This is a genomic window from Agromyces sp. Root1464 (assembly GCF_001427265.1).
Classification (GTDB): Bacteria; Actinomycetota; Actinomycetes; order Actinomycetales; family Microbacteriaceae; genus Agromyces; species Agromyces fucosus.
Genome location: NZ_LMFU01000002.1, coordinates 1,570,954 through 1,585,072, shown reverse-complemented (window position 1 = coordinate 1,585,072; position 14,119 = coordinate 1,570,954). Strand labels below are relative to the sequence as shown.

At 71.1% G+C, this 14,119-nt stretch carries 11 protein-coding genes; 6 read left to right on the top strand and 5 right to left on the bottom strand.

The window, feature by feature from the left end:
- Positions 1–469 precede the first annotated feature (469 nt).
- The gene (locus ASD23_RS12975) at positions 470–1,414 is read right to left on the bottom strand and encodes an EamA family transporter (protein WP_056011233.1); all 945 of its coding nucleotides are present in this window, start codon (positions 1,412–1,414) and stop codon (positions 470–472) included.
- A 152-nt stretch (positions 1,415–1,566) separates the two neighbouring features.
- Between ASD23_RS12975 and ASD23_RS12970 the strand changes: the two genes are divergently transcribed.
- Both ASD23_RS12970 and ASD23_RS12965 read left to right on the top strand, forming a co-directional pair.
- Complete coding sequence (locus ASD23_RS12970) at positions 1,567–2,610, top strand: alcohol dehydrogenase catalytic domain-containing protein (protein WP_056011231.1); 1,044 nt, start codon at positions 1,567–1,569, stop codon at positions 2,608–2,610.
- 77 nt (positions 2,611–2,687) lie between these two features.
- A complete protein-coding gene (locus ASD23_RS12965; protein WP_056011227.1) occupies positions 2,688–3,491 on the top strand; it encodes a DUF2510 domain-containing protein in 804 nt (267 codons plus the stop codon).
- 77 nt (positions 3,492–3,568) lie between these two features.
- On the opposite strand, the gene ASD23_RS12960 is transcribed toward ASD23_RS12965, so the two are convergent.
- Positions 3,569–5,020: an MFS transporter gene (locus ASD23_RS12960; protein WP_056011224.1), complete on the bottom strand. Its 1,452-nt coding sequence runs from the start codon at positions 5,018–5,020 to the stop codon at positions 3,569–3,571.
- A 144-nt stretch (positions 5,021–5,164) separates the two neighbouring features.
- Here ASD23_RS12960 and ASD23_RS12955 point away from each other — a divergent pair, with 144 nt between their 5' ends.
- The 3 genes from ASD23_RS12955 (at position 5,165) to ASD23_RS12945 (ending at position 7,482) form a co-directional block, all read left to right on the top strand.
- On the top strand, positions 5,165–6,214 hold the full coding sequence (locus ASD23_RS12955; RefSeq protein ID WP_056011221.1) for a PHP domain-containing protein: 1,050 nt from the start codon (positions 5,165–5,167) through the stop codon (positions 6,212–6,214).
- A complete protein-coding gene (locus ASD23_RS12950; RefSeq protein WP_056011218.1) occupies positions 6,211–6,591 on the top strand; it encodes a DUF2255 family protein in 381 nt (126 codons plus the stop codon). Before ASD23_RS12955 ends, ASD23_RS12950 begins: the two co-directional genes overlap by 4 nt.
- 99 nt (positions 6,592–6,690) lie before the next feature.
- The gene (locus ASD23_RS12945) at positions 6,691–7,482 is read left to right on the top strand and encodes a CPBP family intramembrane glutamic endopeptidase (protein ID WP_056011215.1); all 792 of its coding nucleotides are present in this window, start codon (positions 6,691–6,693) and stop codon (positions 7,480–7,482) included.
- A 16-nt stretch (positions 7,483–7,498) separates the two neighbouring features.
- Here the strand turns inward: ASD23_RS12945 and ASD23_RS12940 are convergent, their stop codons facing one another.
- Positions 7,499–8,395 carry an alpha/beta fold hydrolase gene (locus ASD23_RS12940; protein ID WP_056011209.1) on the bottom strand — a complete coding sequence of 299 codons (897 nt, stop codon included), beginning with the start codon at positions 8,393–8,395 and terminating at the stop codon, positions 7,499–7,501.
- A gap of 253 nt (positions 8,396–8,648) precedes the next feature.
- On the opposite strand from ASD23_RS12940, the gene ASD23_RS12935 reads away from it, so the two are divergent.
- Positions 8,649–10,580, top strand: coding sequence for a glycoside hydrolase family 5 protein (locus ASD23_RS12935; RefSeq protein ID WP_056011206.1), 1,932 nt, complete (start codon positions 8,649–8,651; stop codon positions 10,578–10,580).
- Positions 10,581–10,653: 73 nt separating this feature from the next.
- On the opposite strand, the gene ASD23_RS12930 is transcribed toward ASD23_RS12935, so the two are convergent.
- Both ASD23_RS12930 and ASD23_RS12925 read right to left on the bottom strand, forming a co-directional pair.
- Entirely contained in the window at positions 10,654–11,772 is a 1,119-nt protein-coding gene (locus tag ASD23_RS12930) for a metallophosphoesterase family protein (RefSeq protein ID WP_056011204.1), read from the bottom strand.
- Entirely contained in the window at positions 11,769–13,898 is a 2,130-nt protein-coding gene (locus tag ASD23_RS12925) for a DUF5054 domain-containing protein (RefSeq protein WP_056011201.1), read from the bottom strand. Before ASD23_RS12925 ends, ASD23_RS12930 begins: the two co-directional genes overlap by 4 nt.
- Between the last annotated feature and the right edge of the window lie 221 nt (positions 13,899–14,119).

Genomic DNA, 14,119 nt, shown 5'->3' with positions numbered 1-14,119 from the left:
TCGGCGCACCCCCTTCAACGCCCCATGTTGCTCGACTCGCGTCATGATCGAGCGTGATCGCCGTCTCTTCAGTAAGCGCACCGCGACGTGCGCAGATTGGAGCACGAGCCATGGGCCGACGACGACGCGAGATCCCGACTCCCCACCGCGAGTTCTTCCGTGCGGTGACGATCGACGAGACGGTGGCGCTCTCGTGCACCTGCAGCCGGGGCGCCGACCACTGGTACGCGGAACCGATGGGGGAGGCGCCGCGCGGCGGCGCGCCCCGCCCCAGCACGCGGACCGGGACGACCGCGACGCCCGAGGCGGAGGGGCCGAGGCTCAGCCTTCGAGCGCCGCGACGATCGCCTGACCGAGCCGGACTGGCTTGGTGAACTGCGGCCAGTGCCCGGGCAGGTCGAAGGAGCACGTCGGACGCCGTCCTCAGACATCGCGGCGCTCCATGGGAAGCGCCGGCGGAGCCGGGCGATCAGCCCAGTGCGACCTTCGGCCTCCGGCCGGCGTTCGCGGTCGCGAGCACGACGATCCCTGCGGCCAGCACGAGCAGCCCGAGCAGTGCGCCGGGGGTGAGTGCCTCCCCGAGGACTGCCACGCCGAGGATGCCGGCGGTCAATGGTTCGGCGAGCGTCAGTGTCGAGACGGTCGCGGGTGCGAGTCCGCCGAGGCCGTAGCCGAACAGCAGGTAGGCGACGGTCGTCGTCACGAGGCCGAGCCAGAGGGCCATCGCGAGACCGGGCCCGGTCGCGAGCCACGAGGCATCCGTCATCGCAAGCAGGGGGATGCTGCAGACCGCCGCGACGCCGAACAGCGCGCCCATGCTCGCGGATCCGTTCCACCCGCGGTCGAGCAGCGCCTTCGCGGCGAGCGTGTAGACGGCGTACGAGGCGCCCGCGCCGAGTGACGCGACCAGCCCGAGCGGATCGGCTCCCGTGGCGCCGCCGCCCCCACCCGTCGCCGCGGCCAGGATGCCGACGCCGATGGTCGCGATCGCGGTCGCGACGGCCCAGCGGTGCCCGGGATAGCGGCGGCGCAGCGCCCAGTCGAGGCCGCCGGTGATGACGGGTGCCGAGCCGAGTGCCACGACCGTGCCGACGGCGACGCCGTTCGCGGCGGTGCCGGCGAAGAAGGCCGGCTGATAGGCGAGCACTCCCACCGCGCCGATCGCGACGAGCAGCCAGGCGGGCAGCGGATGCCCCGGGCCGACGCCGGCCGCCGGGACGGCGGGTGTCCCGACCGCACCGTGCCGGCGACCGGCGAAGATCGTGATCACGGCGGCGATGCCGAGGGCGCCGCCGCCGATCAGGATTCGCGCCGCGCCGACCGAGGCCGCGCTCGCCTCGGGGCCGAGCGCCTGCGCGGTGCCCGTCGTGCCGAAGCAGACGGCCGCGAGCAGCACGGCGGTCACGAATCGCATGGCACATTGTTACACAATCACGCCACCGCCGCTGGACCGCCCGTACGAGCGGGCGCTCGCGGGCCGATAAGCTCGCGGATGTCGCGCGCGCGATCCGGCGACGATGCCGTGACTGCCGCCGACATCCGTGACCCGATACGGAAAGGACTCCTGTGCGCGCCGTGCTCTTCAACGCCTTCGGTGTGAACCCCGAACTCGTCGACGTGCCGGAGCCCGAGTGCCCGCCCCGCGGCGCCGTGATCCGGGTTCGCGCGACCGGCGTCTGCCGCAGCGACTGGCATGCCTGGATGGGCCACGACGACACCGTGTCGCTTCCGCATGTTCCCGGCCACGAGTTCGCCGGTGAGATCGCCGTGCTCGGCACGGACGTCGACCCCGACGCCGGCTGGGCGGTCGGCGACCGCGTCACCGCCCCCTTCATCTGCGCGTGCGGGCGCTGCCACGAGTGCCTCACCGGCAACGAGCAGGTCTGCGACCACCAGTCCCAGCCCGGCTTCACGCACTGGGGCTCGTTCGCTGAGTTCGTGGCGATCGACGAGGCCGAGCTGAACCTCATCCGCCTGCCCGAGTCGCTCGGCTTCGTCGAGGCCGCATCGCTCGGCTGCCGCTTCGCGACCGCCTACCGTGCCATCGTCTCGCGCTCCCGGCTCGCCCCCGGCGAGCAGATCGCGGTGCACGGATGCGGCGGGGTCGGCCTCTCCGCGATCATGATCGCCGTCGCGGCAGGCGTGAAGGTCTACGGCGTCGACGTCTCCGACGCCGCGCTCGCCGCGGCCGAGGGGCTCGGCGCGGTACCGCTGCAGGGCGGCGAGGGCGCCGCGGAGCGCATCCTCGAAGCCTCGGGCGGGGGCGTCGACGTCTCGGTCGACGCCTTCGGCTCGACGGAGACCTCGTTCGCGTCGGTGCGGAGCCTGAAGAAACGAGGCCGACACGTGCAGATCGGGCTCATGGTCGGCGACTCCGCGCTCGCCGCCATGCCGATGGATGCCGTGATCGCCGGCGAACTCGAGATCCTCGGCAGCCACGGCATGGCGGCGCACGAGTACCCCTCGATGCTCGGCGCCGTCGCCTCCGGCGACTTCCGTCCGATCGAGCTCGTCGGCCGGCGCATCACGCTCGACGAGGTTCCCGCGGCGCTCGCCGCGATGGGCACCGCCGGCGGCGGGGGCTCGGGCATGACGGTCGTCGAGCTGTAGCGGCATCCGCTCGCCGTGTTCCGGAGCGTGGACGCCGTCGTGCCCGTAGCATGTCCGAGAACCCTCAGGAGGAACCGATGAGCGATGGTCGTGCGGCACCCGCAGGCTGGTATCCCGACCCGAGCGATGCCACCGCGCAGCGCTGGTGGAACGGCGCGCAATGGACCGAGCACGTCGCGCCGGCGGCGCCGGTCGCGCCCGTCGAGCAGGCCGCCCCGGCACCGTCGGTCCCGCCGGTCGTGGCTCCCGCCGTCGAACCCCCGGTGGCCGCTCCCGCGTACGTCGCGCCGGTGACTCCGGCGTATGCGCCGGCCTACACCTCCGCACCCGCGTACGCGGCGACCCCGGTGTACGGCGCCGGGCAGCCGGCTCCGTACAGCGGCGCCGCGGTGACGGCTCGCGTGCCAGAGGGCACCCCGGTCGACACGCTCTGGATCTGGCTGATCGTGGCGATGCCGGTGCTCGCCGCACTGCCCATCTTCCTCTGGGACTTCGAGGGCTACATGGAGCAGTCGATGTACCCGTCGTCGAACTCGATGATCACGGCCCTCGGCCCGTACACCGACCCGTGGTATCTCGCCGCGACGTTCGGCGGATGGATCGTCTACGGTCTCTCGGTCTGGTTCGCCGCCCTCGACAGTGCCAAGCTCGCGAAGCTCGGCTACCAGCGCCGGTTCCACTGGGCCTGGGCGTTCCTCTCGTCGCTCGTGTACGTCATCGGCCGCTCGGTCGTGGTGCGGCGTCAGGCCGGTCGCGGGTACCTGCCGATGGCCGCCGCGATCGCGCTCACCGTCGTGCTCACGATCGGCGTGATCGCGTGGGTCGTCGTGATGATGGTGAACGTCGTCAACACGTCGATGGAGATGTACCCCTCGTACTGATCGGCACGACCGGTCGGCGCGCCTGACGGCGCGTGCCCGTGGACGCCGTTGCCGGCGTCCACGAGCACGCGGTCCGTTCAGGCGTCCACCAGCTCCTCGGCGGGCGCGCTCGCCGAGCGGGGCGCCGCACGCAGGAGCACGGCGGAGGCCACGAGCCCGATGACGGCCAGCACGGCGGCGCCGATGAAGGCCGATGAGAACCCGGCCGTGAGCGCCGCGGCATCCGCAGCACCGCCGGTCGCCTCACTCGAGACGGCGGCGGTCACCGCCGCACCGACGGCCGTCAGCACGGCAAGGCCGATCGCCGAGCGGATCTGGTAGCTCGTGTTCACGAGGCCCGACGCGACGCCCGTCTCCTCGGGGCGTGCGGCGCCGATCGCCGTGCCGAGCGACGGCACGAACGCGAGCGCCATGCCGAGCGCTGCGACGAGCGAGGCGGGCAGCACGTCGACGGCGTAGCTGCCGTCGGGCCGGGCGAGTGCGAGCCAGCCGAGGCCGACCGCGAGCAGGGCGAATCCGCCGACGATGAGCGGCTTCGCCCCGAACCGCGCCTGCAGTCGTGGCGCCACGGCGACCATGCCGACCACGATGAGCGCGGTCATCGGCAGGAGCGCGGCACCCGAGGCGAACGCGCCCGCACCGAGCACCTGCTGCAGGTAGAGGTTCAGGAAGAACCACATGGAGACCCAGGCGGCGCCGAGCAGCAGCTGCGCGAGGTTCGCGGCGCCGAGCTGCGGGGCCCGGAAGATGCCGAGGCGCAGCAGCGGCGTGCGGCGGCGGGCTTGGATCGCGAAGAACGCGATGAGCAGGGCGGCACCGGAGACCAGGGCGACGATCGTCTCGACCGAGGCCCAGCCCGCCTCGGGTGCGCGCACGACGCCGTAGACGATCGCGGCGAGTCCCGCGGTCGCGGTGAGCGCACCGGCGAGGTCGACGCGACCGCGGCCGCCCGCGACGCGGGGGAGTGCGAACGGCGTCAGGATGATGACGACCAGCGCGATCGGCACGGTCGCGTAGAACACCCACGGCCAGCTCGCGTATTCGGTGAGCACGCCGCCGAGGAAGACGCCGGCCGTACCCCCGATGGGTGCGGCGGCGCCGTAGACCGCGAAGGCGCGCGGCAGGTCGGCGGTGCCGCCGAACAGCGTCATCAGCAGGGTGAGCGCGGCCGGGGCGATGAGCGCGGCGCCCGCGCCCTGGACGGCGCGGCCGGCGATCTCGAGGCCGACGTTGCTCGCGGCGCCCGCGAGCACGCTGCCGATGAGCAGCGTGAGCCAGCCGGCGATGAACACCCGGCGTGCTCCGAACACGTCGGAGAGGCGTCCCCCGAGCAGCAGGAGGCCGCCGAAGGCGATGACGTAGGCGTTGAACACCCATGACAGGGACTCGGGGGTGAACCCGAGTTCGGCCTGGATGTCGGGCAGGGCGACGCCGATGATCGACGTGTCCATGATGACGACGAACTGGGCGGCCGCGATGAGCGCGAGGCCGAACCACCGACGTCTCGTCGGCGGAGAGGATGCTGGCATGAGAACTCCTTCTGTGAATACCCCTAGGGGGTATAGATATACCGACAATGGAGCGCCCGTGTCAAGCGGCGGGCACCGCGTGACGAGGCCGGGGCCCCGGCGGGTGCACTGGCCGGTCGCCCCGCGACGCGCCAGAATGGGGCGATGGACCCCGTGGCGGCACTCGAGGAGATCGCGTTCCTGCTCGAGCGCGATCGGGCATCGGCGTTCAAGTCGAAGGCGTTCCGTCGGGCGGCCGACGTCATCCGGCCGCTCGACCCCGACGAGGTCGCCGCTCGCGTCGCCGACGGTCGCCTGCAGCGCACGAAGGGCATCGGCGACACGACGTTCGCGGTCATCGCGCAGGCGAGCGACGGTGCGGTGCCCGACTACCTCGCCGACCTCCGCACGCGCGCCGGGCTCTCACCCGAGGGCGCGCACACCGGCCTCAGGGCGCAGCTCCACGGCGACCTGCACAGCCACACCGACTGGTCAGACGGCACCACGAGCCTCGAGACGATGGCGCGCGCCGCCGAGGCGCTCGGGCTCGAGTACCTCACGATCACCGACCACTCGCCGAGTCTCCGGGTGGCCAACGGACTCAGCGCCGAGCGGCTCACCGCCCAGCAGCAGGCGATCGCCGACGTGCAGGCAGGGGCCCGCGGCATCCGCCTGCTTCGCGGCATCGAGGTCGACATCCTGCTCGACGGCGCCCTCGACCAGACCCCCGAGATGCTCGATCGCCTCGACGTCGTGGTCGCGAGCGTGCACTCGAAGCTCCGCACCGAAGCGCCCGAGATGACGAAGCGGATGCTGCGCGCCATCGCCGACCCGCACACGAACGTGCTCGGGCACTGCACCGGCCGGCTCGTCGAGGGGTCGCGGGGCACCCGGCCGCAGTCGACCTTCGACGCCCACGCGGTCTTCGAGGCGTGCGCCGAGCACGGAGTCGCCGTGGAGATCAACTCGCGGCCCGAGCGGCAGGACCCGCCCGACGAGCTCATCACGATCGCCCTCGAGGCCGGCTGCCTGTTCTCGATCGACAGCGACGCCCATGCGCCAGGGCACCTCACGTTCCTCGAGCTCGGGGCCGCGCGCGCGACGGCGAACGGCGTGCCGGCCGAGCGCATCGTGACGACCTGGCCCGTCGAACGACTGCTCGAATGGAGTCGCGACCGCGGAGTGCGCACCGCACGCGAGGAAGGACGACCATGACCACCTGGACCGCCGAGGAACTCGACCGGGTCGGCGCAGCCGACGAACTGCAGATCGCCTCTCGCCGTGCCGACGGATCGCTGCGACCGTTCGTGACCATCTGGGTCGCACGGGTAGGCGATGAGCTGTTCGTCCGTTCCGCCTACGGGCCGGGCAATCCGTGGTTCCGCAGGGCCCAGGCGAGCGGCGCGGGTCGCATCCGTGCCGGCGGCGTGGAGCGCGACGTCGCGTTCGTCGAGCCGCCGGCCGATGTGCACGAGGCCGTCGACGCCGCGTACCACGTGAAGTACGACCGATACGGGCCGAAGATCGTCGGTACCGTGGTCGGGCCGCAGGTCATCGCCACGACGCTCCGGCTGGAGCCGGCCGCCGTCTGACTCGCGGCCACCCGAGCGGGGTCCGTGCCTGGTGGGCTGACGCCCTGGCGAGCGGGGCCCCCGGCGGCGACCGGTCCCTCGTCGTGACATGATTTCTGCATGCCCAATGCGCTGCGCGTCACCCCTCGGGTCTGGATCGGCTTCGCGATCTGGGTCGGCTACCTCGTCGTGATCTTCGCCATGCAGAGGGTGACGGGCGTGCCCTACACCGAGCTCGGCGAGAGCGGCGAGAACCTGTTCTTCGGCGTCGGACTCTCACTCATCGTCGGCACCGTGCTGCTCGCGATCACGACGTCGCTGCTCGGTTGGTGGCGCCCGGTGCTGTTCGATGCGGCGCGGAGCCGTCACCGGTGGCCGCTCATCGCACCGTTCGCGATGGCGGTGCTGCTGGTCGTGAACCTCGCAGTGACCGATTGGGCGGCCTACGACGCGGCCTTCTTCGGCGCGTCGATCGTGCTGCTGCTCGTCGGCTTCACCGAGGAGCTCACGACTCGAGGCTTGCTGCTCGTGGGTCTCCGTAGCCGCCTGTCGGAGCCGTGGGTCTGGTTCCTCACCACACTCGCTTTCGCGCTCATGCACTACGTGAACGTGCTGACCGGCCAGGACTTCCTGCCGACGACCCTGCAGGTCGGATACGCCTTCCTCGGCGGCACGATCTTCTACATCCTGCGACGCACGACCGGCTCGCTCGTGTGGGCGATGGTGCTGCACGGCTTCTGGGACTTCTCGACGTTCTCGTCGGGCTACGGCGAGACGTCACCGCTGGTCGGGCTGACCGCCACCCTCTACGGCGTCGTCGGGTTGTTCGCCCTCGTGGCGGTGTGGTGGACCTTCCGCAGCGCCGCGCAGTCGGATGTCCCGAACGTGATGGCCGCGCGCCCGGCCGTGTAGCGGCGGCGAGCGTCGCCTAGCGGCCGATCCCGCGATCGTCGGCCGGCGGCAGATGCGTGCCACGGTGGATCTCGTACAGGCGCGCGTGGCCGGGTGAGCCGGGGTCGTCGACGATCGGCTTGTCGGCCATGAACAGCCGGATCAGGTGGGCGAGCTCGCCCGAGTGGCTGAAGTTGATGGCGTGCGCCGCGCCCTCGATCTTGACGAGCAGCACGTGGTTGTCGGTCGCCGCCGCGACCTCTTGCACCCGGCTCGCGCCGGGCATGAGCGGATCCCGATCGCCGATCACGACGAGCGTGGGGATGCGCAGTTGGAGGAGCCGCTCGAGGGTCGGGTACTGCGTGAGCGAGCGGAACATCTTGAACGTGCTGGGCACGCCGAACCGGAAGTAGTCGGGAACGGCCACCTTCATCATGCGGGGAGGCTCCCGGCTGCCGTCGCGGGTGAGCTGCCCGACGGCGCGGCGAAGCGGCTGGTTGTACAGGCCGCCGGCCGGCGAGACGAGCACGGCGCGGTCGATGCGCTCGGGGTAGTGGTGTGCGTACTCGAGGATGACGGGACATCCCATCGAATTGCCGACGAGGGTGGCCTTCTCGATGCCGCGATCGTCGAGGAAGCGAGCCGCGGCGTGCGCGAGGTCGGGCACGTCGAGCGCGTCGCCCGCCTTGCCGCTGCGGCCGAAGCCGGGCAGGTCGGGCACGAGGGTGTGGAACTCGTCGGCGAGTCGTTCGGCGGTCGGCAGCAGGTACCGCCCGGAGAGGCCGAAGCCGTGCAGGTGCATCATCGCCGGGGCGTCGGGCGGCACGGGCGACTCGCGGTAGAACAGGTTGATGCCGTCGACCGTCGTCCAGCGCTCGGCAAGGCTCGACTCCGGTCGCCGCGGAGCACGCCGAGGTGTCGCTTTCGTCCCCATGCGTCGATCATCCTCGTCGGCGGAGGGCACGTCAACGCGCCGTCCCGCCGGCGCGCCATCCCGACGGGCGGCCTCGCCGGGACGTCGAGCACCCAGCGCCGGCACGACAGAATGTTTGCGATAGCAGAATCTGCCCTGTTTGCGTTGACATCGTGATGATCCCGCCTCTAGCCTGACCGAGTCAGGGCCGGTTCGCGTCAGTCTCGCAACAGGGCGGGGCCGCCTCGATCGGCAGAACAGAGAGGTTCGCAGAATGCATCGTCGTACCCTACGGGTCGCGGTCGGAGTCACGACCGCAGCACTCGCGATATCGGTCGCGAGTCCCGTGTACGCAGCAGCACCCGAGGATCCGATCGAGGTCCTCACGGGTCCCGAACTCGCGGCGTCCTGGACGGCGCCGCTGCACACCGTCGGCCGCTACATCGTCGACGCCGACGGTGATCGCTTCAAGCTGGAGTCCGCCAACTGGGACGGCGCGCAGGGCCACTGGAGCGGCAGCGGCGACAAGAACGATCCCGCCAACCACAACAGCGGCATGAGCTACGACATCCCCATGGGCCTCGACCGGGTGCCGATGTCGACCCTCATGAGCGACTTCCACGGGGTCGGCATCAACAGCATCCGCCTGTCGTTCTCGAACGAGATGCTCGGCATGACGGCGCCGGTTCCGGATGTCGCGGTGGCCGCGAATCCTCAGCTGAAGGGCAAGACCCCGCTGCAGGTCTTCGACGCGGTCGTCGCCGCGCTCACCGCCGACGGCTTCGCGGTGATCCTGAACAACCACACGACCACCTCGCACTGGTGCTGCGGCACGAACGACGGCAACGAGCGCTGGAACAGCAGTCAGACCACCGAGAAGTGGATCAGCGACTGGGTCATGCTGACGACGCGCTACCAGGACAACGCGCGCGTGGTCGGCATGGACCTGCGCAACGAGGTGCGCCGCGACATCCTGAACGACGCGAACTGGGGCTGGGGCGACGACCACGACCTCTACAAGGCCTATCAGCAGGCGGGCATCGCGATCCAGCAGGCGAACCCCGAGGTGCTCGTCATCATGGAGGGCATCAACTGGCAGGGCATCCCGACCGACCTGACCTCGCACGAGCGGCCGCACCTGAAGCCGGTGCGGAACACCTCGAACACGCTGCCGTATCCCGACAAGCTCGTCTACGCGGCGCACATCTACGGCTTCACCGGACCGAACCACACCGGAGCGACCGGCCTCGGGGAGACGACCGACCCTCGCTACCGCGACATGACGGCGGCCGAGCTGAAGGCCTCGGTCACCGAGGGAGCGCTCTTCGTCAACACGGCGAACCAGCACTACACGGCACCCGTGTGGTTCAGCGAGTTCGGCACCACCGGTGCCGGCCAGACGAACGACAAGGAGAAGGCCTGGTGGACGAACTTCACCGACCTCCTCATCGAGAACGACAGCGACTTCGCGGCCTGGCCGCTCGTCGCCCAGGCTCGCGATGACGGATCCTTCGTCGACACCTTCTCGCTGCTCGCCTACAAGGCCGACGGCACGAAGCTGAGCATCGCCGACGACTGGCGCTACCCGCAATGGAAGAAGCTCGTGAACTCGGACGGCAAGACCGGCCCCGTGGCATCCGTGCCGCGCTGGAACATGCTCGGCAGTGGCAGCACCTCGCCCGACACCAACGCGTCCGCGCTCATGAACACGCGCCCCGATTGGGACCCGGGCCAGTGGAAGGGCAACTGTCCTGACAGCCAGCGACTCGTCGGCGTGGCACGTGGCGCGAACCGCGCCCTCTGCACCGACAACCTGCAGCCGGCGCTCACCACCACCCGCACGGTCGTGAAGGACGAGTCGACCGTCCAGTCCGACTGGGCGAGCGGCTACGACAAGCTGCAGTGCCCGGCCGGCCAGATGGCCGTCGGCTACAGCCTCCGGACCAGCACGATCAACAAGTGGTCCACGTCGAAGCTGCTCTGCGCACCGGGCCAGACGACCCTGCCGTCGAGCCAGGGCCGCAAGGTCTGGTTCGACAACGGCGACAACCGGCCGGCCGGCGGGGGCTCGGTCCAGAGCGACTGGGCACCCGGCAACTACAAGGGCCAGTGCGCCGACGGCGAGTACCTCTCTGGCATCGCCTTCACCTGGCGCTGGAACCACGGCGGCGTTCCCGACATGCTGCTCTGCAAGCCGCTGAGCTGATCGGCGGATGACGGAAGGGGCCGGGTCGCGACTGCGACCCGGCCCCTTCCTCGTCCGTCGGGCGAGCGACGCGTCAGGCGAGCGGCGGGAGCCGGACCTCGTGCACGACCTCGCCGCCGAGATCCCGCATCGTGAGCACGAGCTCCTCCGCGGTGGCGACACCGTCGATCCACGTGGCCGCCTCGTCGGAGGTCGTCTCGGCGTCGGGCCCGCCGCTGATGAGCTGCGCATACGGGAACTCCTCGGTCGCCGGCAACGAGGTGCGATGGTGCGTGTGCCCCGACACCACGATCTGGGCGCCCCAGGAGACGAGGCTCTCGTGCCACGCATCGCGGCTCATGCGGCTGAACCAGTCGTACCCGTCGGCGTCGTAGTCGACGACGGTCTCGTCGATCCACCGCAGCGGGATGTGGCAGAACACGACGCGGTACGGGGCATCTGCGAACTCGGGTCGCGCCGTGACCTCGCGGAGCCACTCGGCCTGCTCGGCGCGGAGCGGCTCGAACGCCACGCGCCCCTCGAAGCTCGGGTGGGCGTCGGGCTTGTCCTCGCCGGTGTGCAGCACGATGCACGCGACCGGGCCGATGCGGAACGCCGTGAACGGGCGCCCCTCGGGCGTCGCCACGAAGTCCTCGAGCTGGTAGGCCCAGGCGCCGCGGACGTCGTGGTTGCCGATCACGATCGAAAGCGGCCGGCCGTCGCTCACGTCGAGGCCCGCCGGGTTCAGCACCGTCGAGGTGAACCACGACGGATCCTTCCAGTCGTTGCAGAGGTCGCCGTTCCAGACGAGCACGTCGACGTCGGGGGTCGCGTCGTGCAGCGCCCGCAGGGTGTCGTCGCGCTGATGCGTGTCGTTCCAGACGGCGAAGTGCGCGGTGTCGGATGCCGCGTCGAGCGTGCGCACCGTCTTCCACTCGCTCTCGTGGCGGACGCGGCGCCGGTCGACCGCCTCGGTGATCGCGCGCACGCGCACGGCGGTGGCCGACGGCAGTCCGTCGACCCGCACCCGAAGCACCCGGTGGTCCTGCGGCACCATGCCGAAGGCGTCGCTCGTCACGGTGCCGCTCGTGCCGTCGGCGGCGTCCCACTCGATCCAGCCGCGGCTCAGGCCGCGCACGCCCCAGACGACCTCGAAGCCGTCGGAGCGCGGCGCCATCACGACCGGGGGACTCGTCACGATCGACGCGCTCACCGCGTGGCTCCGCGGTCGAGGCGGCGACCGGCGTCGGCGCCCGCGTCGAGGTCGAGCTCGAAGCGGAACCGCAGGTCGTCGTCGAACCACATCGTGAAGTTCGTGCCCCACATGTTGTTGTGCAGGTTCACGTGCAGGCCGTCATCGGGATCGGGCACCGCGTTGTCGAACCGGTACAGCGCGGGGCGGCCGACTGCGACGAGGGCGGCGTCGAGGGGCCGCAGCGCGAAGTCCCGCGACGCCGTGTGCGTGACCGCGGCGACCGCGTGCAGGCTGCGGTTGCCGTTGCGGACCACCGACTGCGGGTCGACCGGCGTCTCGATCTTCGTGAGTCGCCAGTCGCCGGGCCCGGTGAGCGGGCGGAAGCCGAGCCAGCTCGCCTCGGGGAGCCGCGAGGCGTCCTTGCCGCGGAGGTCGAGCGTGACGGTGATCGGTCCGGGCGCGGACGGGAACCGGTAGGCGAGCCGGATGTCGCGCGGCCCGCCCCATGCCTCGCTCGCCGCAGCGGGCAGCGCGAGTCGCAGCACCGCGACCGTGTCGGCGCCGTCGTCGAAGCGCTCGGCGGACACCACCCGAGGCGCGAACGTCGTTGCGGGCAACGTCTCGGCGATCGCGAGACCGGGCTTCGACTGGTCGGGCACGGCCCAGAAGGCGGTCGCCTCGAGGTCGCGGCAGTACTCCTGCACCCATCTGGCCTCGTCGCGTTCGTCGAACGTCTCGTAGCGGTAGGCGGCGAGCGGATGCTCCGGACCCGCCCACTGCGTGCCGTCGCCGTCGATCAGCGAGACGAGGGACCCGTCGTCGCCGAAGCGCACCCGGTAGGCGCCGAGGGCCTGCTCGTCGTCGAGGTCGATCGTCGTCGTCGTGCTCCCCGTCGCACTGCTGCTCGGCGCGTCGCCCGGCTGCGTCTCGGCGATCGCCGTCTCGGCCTCGGCGCGGCGTTCGGGCGAGAGGGCCGCGAGCGCGCGATCGAGATGGGCGCGCTGCTCGGCCCACGACCGTTCGAACGCCGAGTAGCGCAGCCCCTGCGAGCTCGGGTGCTCGCTGTACGCCCAGGCGTAGCGGTCGAACTCGCTGGGGTTCAGCGCGGGGTCGATGACGTCGGCCGCACGAGCACGCTGGAAGTCGGCCTTCTCGTAGTTCACGTAGTCGGGCAGGTAGGTCTTCAGGTCCTCGCCCCACGTGTGCTCGGGCACGAGCAGCAGGCCGTCGCTGAACGCGTCGCACTCCTCGGTGCCCGGCACGAGCACGCCGGCGTCGACCCACGCGGTGCGCAGGCGAAGCAGTGCGCGGAGTCGCGCGGTCTGCACGGGGTCGCTGCCGATGCCGTGGATCCAGGAGTCGCCGATCTCCTGCGTGACGACCGGCAGGCCCGCGCGGGCCGCGACGGCCTCGCGGCTGAAGGCGTCGAGCGTCGAGGCGATCACCGTCGCCCCCGGGTAGGCGGCCTGGAGCTCGGCGAACAGCGACTCGACGTCGGCCGCCGAGGGAGGGCCGAAGTTGTCGCCCGTGTGCGCGAGGTGGAGGGCATCGGTACCACCGGGCACGACGGCGACGCCGAGTTCGGTGGCGCCGTAGCTCCGCGCGTAGTTGACGACCACCTCGCTGCCGTCGGGCGCGCGCCAGACGAAGAACTCCGGCACGTCGGGCACGGCGGATGCCCCGTTGACCCCGAGGTGCAGGAAGTCGAGGCCGCCCCGGGCGAGCAGCGGCACGAGGCCGATCGTGTGGCCCGGGACATCCGTCATCTTCGCTGCCTGCGTACGATGGCCGAACCGGGCGTCGAGCCTGCGGCCGATCGCGATGCCGTGCTCGACGAGACCGGCATCCATGAGCTCGGTGTGCGTCGTCATCGGCAGGCCGTGCCAGGTCACGTGGCCGGCGCGGATCGCCCTTTCGAGCGCCGCCCGCTCGTCGGCGTCGCCGAGTCGGAGCGCCTCGTGGATCAGCCAGGATCCCGTGGTCCAGACGAAGCGGGCGGGTCCGTCTCGGCGCTCGAGCTCCTCGGCCAGCGCGATCGCGCGGGGGAGGTACTCGTGCACGTACCGGCCGGTGACGTTCGCGGCGGTGTCGGTGAAACCGAGGTCGAGGTGCGTCTTGAAGACGACGTGGACGGTGGTGATCATGCATGCATCCAAACGGCGGTGTCGGGGGTGTGTCTACGGGCTGCTGTGCCGGGCCGGAGGAGGCTCGCCACTCGTCATTCAAGCGCACGGCGAGGTTCGAGGGACACCCGCGGATCCCCGGAATCATGCGGTTCTCACGCCGATCGGCAGATCGCGATCTCCCGGTTCCGAATCTCTGTTTGCGCAAACATCATTCTCGCCTATACTCCGATGGGAACGCA

Excerpts from the sequence above, each read along its gene's own strand:
- ASD23_RS12975 (WP_056011233.1), bottom strand. The coding sequence starts at position 1,414 with ATGCGATTCGTGACCGCCGTGCTGCTCGCGGCCGTCTGCTTCGGCACG.
- ASD23_RS12965 (WP_056011227.1), top strand. The coding sequence starts at position 2,688 with ATGAGCGATGGTCGTGCGGCACCCGCAGGCTGGTATCCCGACCCGAGC.
- ASD23_RS12960 (WP_056011224.1), bottom strand. The coding sequence starts at position 5,020 with ATGCCAGCATCCTCTCCGCCGACGAGACGTCGGTGGTTCGGCCTCGCG.
- ASD23_RS12955 (WP_056011221.1), top strand. The coding sequence starts at position 5,165 with ATGGACCCCGTGGCGGCACTCGAGGAGATCGCGTTCCTGCTCGAGCGC.
- ASD23_RS12950 (WP_056011218.1), top strand. The coding sequence starts at position 6,211 with ATGACCACCTGGACCGCCGAGGAACTCGACCGGGTCGGCGCAGCCGAC.
- ASD23_RS12945 (WP_056011215.1), top strand. The coding sequence starts at position 6,691 with ATGCCCAATGCGCTGCGCGTCACCCCTCGGGTCTGGATCGGCTTCGCG.
- ASD23_RS12940 (WP_056011209.1), bottom strand. The coding sequence starts at position 8,395 with ATGGGGACGAAAGCGACACCTCGGCGTGCTCCGCGGCGACCGGAGTCG.
- ASD23_RS12935 (WP_056011206.1), top strand. The coding sequence starts at position 8,649 with ATGCATCGTCGTACCCTACGGGTCGCGGTCGGAGTCACGACCGCAGCA.
- ASD23_RS12925 (WP_056011201.1), bottom strand. The coding sequence starts at position 13,898 with ATGATCACCACCGTCCACGTCGTCTTCAAGACGCACCTCGACCTCGGT.